This window comes from Vibrio sp. 10N.222.46.A1, assembly GCF_041473595.1.
GTDB lineage: Bacteria > Pseudomonadota > Gammaproteobacteria > Enterobacterales > Vibrionaceae > Vibrio > Vibrio tasmaniensis_A.
In genome coordinates, this window is record NZ_JBFRSN010000522.1 from 1 (window position 1) to 5,863 (window position 5,863).

Annotated in this window: 6 protein-coding genes and 1 pseudogene; 4 read left to right on the forward strand and 3 right to left on the reverse strand. The window is 43.8% G+C overall.

Annotation, left to right across the window (positions count from 1 at the left end; genetic code table 11):
• The first annotated feature begins 2 nt into the window (after positions 1–2).
• From AB4496_RS15115 to AB4496_RS15125, 3 genes are all read left to right on the forward strand, one after another.
• On the forward strand, positions 3–683 hold the full coding sequence (locus AB4496_RS15115; protein ID WP_372131272.1) for a glycosyltransferase family 2 protein: 681 nt from the start codon (positions 3–5) through the stop codon (positions 681–683).
• Between the two features lie 14 nt (positions 684–697).
• Positions 698–2,005, forward strand: a complete 1,308-nt coding sequence (locus tag AB4496_RS15120) for an LssY C-terminal domain-containing protein (protein ID WP_102258617.1) — start codon at positions 698–700, stop codon at positions 2,003–2,005.
• Between the two features lie 172 nt (positions 2,006–2,177).
• The gene (locus tag AB4496_RS15125) at positions 2,178–2,558 is read left to right on the forward strand and encodes a VOC family protein (protein ID WP_029222854.1); all 381 of its coding nucleotides are present in this window, start codon (positions 2,178–2,180) and stop codon (positions 2,556–2,558) included.
• Between the two features lie 106 nt (positions 2,559–2,664).
• Here AB4496_RS15125 and AB4496_RS15130 read toward each other — a convergent pair whose 3' ends face one another.
• The 3 genes from AB4496_RS15130 to AB4496_RS15140 all read right to left on the reverse strand — a co-directional run bounded on the left by AB4496_RS15130 (position 2,665) and on the right by AB4496_RS15140 (position 5,196).
• Entirely contained in the window at positions 2,665–4,011 is a 1,347-nt protein-coding gene (locus AB4496_RS15130; protein WP_102258616.1) for an ATP-binding protein, read from the reverse strand.
• Positions 4,012–4,113: 102 nt separating this feature from the next.
• Complete coding sequence (locus AB4496_RS15135; RefSeq protein WP_004734666.1) at positions 4,114–4,773, reverse strand: response regulator transcription factor; 660 nt, start codon at positions 4,771–4,773, stop codon at positions 4,114–4,116.
• 24 nt (positions 4,774–4,797) lie between these two features.
• On the reverse strand, positions 4,798–5,196 hold the full coding sequence (locus AB4496_RS15140) for a PepSY domain-containing protein (protein WP_009847088.1): 399 nt from the start codon (positions 5,194–5,196) through the stop codon (positions 4,798–4,800).
• 288 nt (positions 5,197–5,484) lie between these two features.
• Here AB4496_RS15140 and AB4496_RS15145 point away from each other — a divergent pair.
• Positions 5,485–5,863, forward strand: a pseudogene (locus AB4496_RS15145) (GGDEF-domain containing protein); the annotation flags it as partial.

Sequence of the window (5,863 nt, forward strand, 5' to 3'; positions counted from 1 at the left end):
GCATTAGCCGCTTAATGGAAGAGTTGAGTGTGCAAACCCACCAAGAGTTTGAAGTGATTGTTGTCGACTCGAATAGTGAAGACAACACCAGAGAAGTGGCGCAAGCCTATGAAAACGCGTTGCCAAAATTAACGGTTCATCATATGGAAAGTCGTGGTGTGAGCCTTGGACGAAACACAGGTGCTTCATTGGCGCAATACAACAGAATCCTTTTCTTAGATGCTGACGTGAGCTTGCCCCGAAACTTTCTTGCGAAAGCGCTTTATGAACTAGAGGAGAAGAAGCTTGAAGTGGCGGGTGTGTACATGAGCTCGAAAGGTCTGCCGCTTGTACACAAGTTCGGTTACGGCTTATTTAACGCAGGCTTGTTCACTACCCAGTTCTTTTTCCCGACGGCGATTGGCGCATGTATTTTCTCGACTAAACGCGCGCATGATGAGATCGGCGGTTTCGATGAAGAGATCGTCCTGTGTGAAGACTGTGACTACGTAAAACGTGCGAGCAAAACATGGCGATTTAGATTCCTGAATATGACCTTTGGTTTTGACCCACGTCGTTTAGATCAAGATGGCGTTGTGAAGACAGGCTCAACTTATCTTAAAGCCAATGTAAGACGCTTCTTCAAAGGCGAAATGCGTAACAACGAGATGAACTACAAGTTTGGTCACTACAAAGAACAGTAAGTATTGAGGTTGTTATGTTTGATGGACTAGGGCTGTTTCTGGGGGCATTGGGTGATGCTCTCATTGGCCCAAACCTATTTGTACCGGGAGAGCCCTTCTTTATCGCAGCGGGCTTTCAACTGTATTCAGGTGCATGGATGGCGTTGGTTTTGGTCATGCTAGGTGGTTTGCTTGGTGACCAACTCAGTTATTTCATTGGCTATAAATACGGTGCGAAAGCGCAGCGAAGGCTCATTAAGTTTCGTCCTAAAACCAAACGATTAATTGCGCGCTGCCGTTATCTAATTGCTCGCAAAGGCACATACATCATTCTTTTTGCTCGTTTATTAGGGCCTATCGCTTGGGTTGTGCCATTTATAGCGGGCTCGCATCGTGTACCGTGGCGTAATTTTAGTGTGTTGGCGTTGTTCGGCTTGGCTCTTGGTGGTGGACAGTTCATTGCTTGGGGCATGTTACTGGCGCACGGTGTTGAAAACTTCCCGTGGCTTAATAACCTTAAGATATTTATCTCTGAGCATAATAGCTTGATCGCCGGTGTGTTCACGGTATTGGTCTTCACCATTATTGGTTATCGAATGAAGTGGCGACGCTTGGTGCTCAAATCCAGTGCGCTGTTGTTGGCGTGGGTATTGTTTGCGAACTACGCACACTTTTTCTGGAAAGCGGATGATTTTAAGAATCAACCAGAGACGGCTCAAATTGACAAAGTCGACTGGAATTCGGTTACCTATAAAGCGTTCCCAGGCAAATCTTCATTCTACTCGGCACAAGCGATCAACGTACTATATGTTGGAGCAACCCCAAGAGACTTAATGAAACAATTGGGCTGGATAGAGAATCAAACTTTTTCTCGAAATGAGATTGAATGGGCTGGCTATCTCGCATTGCTTAGAGACAAAACGCCCCCAGTGTCCGATTTATATTGGAGAGACAAGCCACAAGATATGGCGTTTCAATTGCCGGGTAACTTGATGAAGCGTAGCCATATTCGCTGGTGGCGTGCTGGTGTTGATGTTCAAACTAACCAGCCTCAGTGGTTAGGTGCAATCAGCTATGATGATGGCCTTAAAGTTACCCCTTACTCCGGCATTGTGACCATACTGCATAACATTGACCCTAATGTTGATGAAGAGCGAGATAGGCTTGCTAATCAGATACGAACGTCATTACCAGATATTGATCTAGACAAGTACCCATTGGCTACGGTGGAAGTAATGAATGAAGATCATGACTATTATACCGACGGTAAGATCTTGATGATCGGAGTAGCAACTCATAATGACAATTTGCAAACTTTAGATGTCGCTGTGAATGAGATATAGATCGACTGGCTTGTGCCTTGTTTGAACCCCCTTCAAACAAGGCTTTGTGATTTCTACTGGACTCTATCTAAAGAAACTTAACCTTCTCTCATGTAACTCCTCAACTATAAATTGTTCAACTTTGACTATGCTGATTAAGGGCGAACAAGCAGCGAAAACTGAGGATAACGTTATGCAAATGAATCCGATTGGTTGGTTTGAAATATATGTTGATGACATGTCGAGAGCAAAAATTTTTTATGAATCAGTATTTAAAGTGACGCTGGACAAGTTAGACAATGAAACCGGAATCGAAGTTGAGATGTGGGTATTTCCTTGCGATATGGGGAACTATGGAGCCACTGGAGCTATATGTAAGATGTCTGGTGTAAAAGCGGGAGGCAACAGCACCATGGTTTACTTCTCTTGTGAGGATTGTGCCACAGAAGCAAGTTTGGCAGCGGCCAACGGTGGCGCGCTACAAGTACCCAAAATGGACATTGGTGAGCATGGTTTTATCAGTGTAGTGAGTGACACGGAAGGCAATATGATTGGGCTTCACTCGATGAGCTAATCATATTGAAGTGAGAAAAGCGTTGTTAAGCCAGAATAAAGTTAAGCCCTAGCGTTGTGCTAGGGCTTATCGTGTTTACTTGGTTTACTTAGCGCGTTTAGCTTACTTAACCTTTGCTTAGTTTTAGCACCAGAGAGGCTTTCAATCCGCCCATAGAGCTCTTGCTGAGCGTTAGGCTACCTCGGTAGCTGTGTGCCATTTCATTCACGATGTTAAGCCCTAAACCTGTTCCCGGTGTGGTTTCATCAAGTCGAACACCACGTTTGGTCACTTGCTCAAGCTTCTCTTCAGGAATGCCTTGGCCATCATCTTCAATCACTAATTCAATGTTGCCATCATCGAGTTCATTCGAATGGACTCGGATAATGCTGCTCGCCCATTTGTAACTGTTCTCTAGTAGGTTGCCGACCATTTCATCAAGGTCGGTTTTTTCGACCGCCACTTCAATTTCAGAGTCTAGCTCATTAATCATGGTGACTTCGTTGGCGGCATAGACTTTATCAAATGCCATTGAGATAGCTTCAACACGTTCACAAGGTGAAGACTTCACTGAAAGAATGTTCATTGCACCGGCCATGCGTGCTCGGCCAAGGTGATAATCGATTTGGCTTTGAATCTGATTAATGGGTTGTTGCAGCAGTGCCTTGTCATCCTCTGGAAGTCGCTCTATCTCATTTTTCAGAACCGACAGCGGAGTTTTCAACGCATGAGATAAGTTACCCGCGTGGTTACGCGCTCGCTCCAATAACTCTTGATAGTGGAACAGTAGGGCATTGAGGTCAGAAACCAATGGAGAAACCTCTTTCGGGTAGTTGTCGCTTAATCCTTGTTGCTCGCCGTTTCTTAACATCACCAGTTCACGTTGCATCTTACTGAGTGGCAATAGTGACCAGCTGACTTGAATACCAATCAACATCAGCACGCCCACAAACAGCAACATCAGAATCAACCAGACTTGACCTGTAAGTTCGGTCAGTGTGGATTCTAATGGGTCTTCATCAATACCTATGGTGATCGTGACAGGGTCATTCAGTTCAGGCAGATAGATATCCTGCTCGATGTAAATCAGCTTTTCTTTCTCAGGCCCTTTGACTGATGTGTGAATCGGCGAACGCTTGATGGTGAGGTCTTTATCCCATAGCGAGCGAGATCGAATAATCTGATCTTGGGTAGCGGCGCGCCAATAAATACCACTGTAGGGTTGGTTGAACCTAGGATCAGACAGACGCTCTGCCATGACTAGGTTACCACTGTCATTGGTTTCGATATTGGCGGTTAACTCATCCATGGTTAAAGCAAGCTGCTGCTTCATGTCATCGACGAGGTAGTCATTCACCAGTTTCGGAATTCCGACACCTGCCGCTAATATCATCGCACCTAGCCAAAAAGCCGCGGCAAGAAGCAAGCGGCTTTTTAGACTGACGTTTTTAAGTGTTCGTTTTTTTAGATTCATACGTTACCAGCCTGTCTTTACTCATCTTGCTATGAGAACAACAACGATCAGCACAGGCTGCCCACTAATTGGAGATTGCTCTTAGCTTAATTAAATACAGCATTATTCAGCATTCAGTTGGTAGCCAAGCCCGCGAACGGTTTTGATGATTTTAGGTGCGATTTTCTTACGAATACGACCAATGAACACTTCAACCGTGTTTGAATCGCGGTCAAAATCTTGCTTGTAGATGTGTTCAACCAACTCAGTGCGCGAGATAACTTTGTTTTGGTTATGCATGAAATAAGCGACCACTTTATATTCAAGCGCCGTGAGGCTAACTGCTTGGCCTTGCCACAATACTTTAGAGCTACGTGTGTCTAGGCTTAGATCACCAATTTGAAGTATAGGTGCAGCACTGCCTGACGCTCGGCGCAGTTGAGCACGAATGCGGGCTATCAGTTCGACCATTTCGAATGGTTTAGTTAGGTAGTCATCAGCGCCTGCATTCAAGCCCTCGACACGTTGGGTTAGCGTGTCACGCGCACTTAAGATAATCACTGGCGTGTTAATGTTTTCGTCTCGAATGCCTTTTAATACGGTTAGGCCATCCAGCTTAGGTAGACCTAAATCGAGAACGATGGCATCCCACTCTTCCGATGTTGCACGGTAGAGTGCGTCGATACCGTCTTGAGAAAGCTCTGGAACCCAGTCGGCTCCCTCAAGGGTCTCTAGAATTTGTTGGCCCAAGCGAGGTTCGTCTTCAACGACTAAAATTTTCATGTATCACTCTTTTATTGTTATTTATTATTCGTGGGAGTTTTTGATCGCTTCTTTAAAGTTGCGACCTTTAATCATCAGCATTTCTAACGTTTCAGCGTTGTATTCCACTTTAATGATATTGTTTTGGAAATTTATTTTTAGCTCATACACCCAAATATCATCGTCTTCTTCTAGTTCTACTTTAATGATTCGGCCATGAAGATCATTTTCAACCGCAGCATACATTTCTGAGAAAGGGCGAATGTAGCCCTCTTGCACCGCTTCATAGACTTCGTCTTGATCTTCTTCAAATTCGATACGGGTTCCCGCTTTATGAACATCTTGTACAAGATCATGACCGTTATGGTGATCATCTTGTGCAAAGCTTGATGTCGAGCCTATAGCTACAGCGATACAGATGAGTATAGCGCTTGGTTTTTGCATGCAGTGGCCTTAGTAAAAGAAGCAAGTAACGACAGTTTAATACAATAAAAATGAATGGAGTATGAATGTGAATACGAGAGACGCTTTATCATTTTAGCAATGTAAAGTGTTGTATCAACGTGCAATTAACCAACCTGATATTCATGTTGATTCATTTGCTCAATAGTAATGCGTTGACGTTATTACATTCCCTTACAAATTACAAATAATTAACATGGTAAACTCGCAAGTATATGGACTTATGGGGCTCTTTTGCCGCGCGATATTTGATTTAATAAGGATTTTAGAGTGCCATTTACAGTGCTAGTGATGTTGTTTTTTTCAGTGCTGATAACGTTCACTAGCCATGCTAACGAATTAGATTTCAAGCAAATCAGTGATTTCGAATATGGCATGGTAGTGAGTGATTCTTCGGTTGATGCCATCCTATATAAGGAAGAAGGGTGGAGCTCAATTGTTACTTGTATTCCTGAACCTAATCAGTCGTGTTGGCTTAAACTTGCACTACCTTCAGACAACCAATCATATGAACATCTAGTTTGGAAATCTCTTTCATCCCGGACAGGAGAGCTGTTTTTTGTTGATCAAGACGGAAAAGTTGTTGGCAATTTTTTGTTTGAGTATTATCGCTCGCTACGGCTGAACAAAAATTTTGAATACAGTTATG

Coding starts and splice junctions, on each gene's coding strand:
- AB4496_RS15120 (WP_102258617.1), top strand. CDS start 698: ATGTTTGATGGACTAGGGCTGTTTCTGGGGGCATTGGGTGATGCTCTC.
- AB4496_RS15125 (WP_029222854.1), top strand. CDS start 2,178: ATGCAAATGAATCCGATTGGTTGGTTTGAAATATATGTTGATGACATG.
- AB4496_RS15130 (WP_102258616.1), bottom strand. CDS start 4,011: ATGAATCTAAAAAAACGAACACTTAAAAACGTCAGTCTAAAAAGCCGC.
- AB4496_RS15135 (WP_004734666.1), bottom strand. CDS start 4,773: ATGAAAATTTTAGTCGTTGAAGACGAACCTCGCTTGGGCCAACAAATT.
- AB4496_RS15140 (WP_009847088.1), bottom strand. CDS start 5,196: ATGCAAAAACCAAGCGCTATACTCATCTGTATCGCTGTAGCTATAGGC.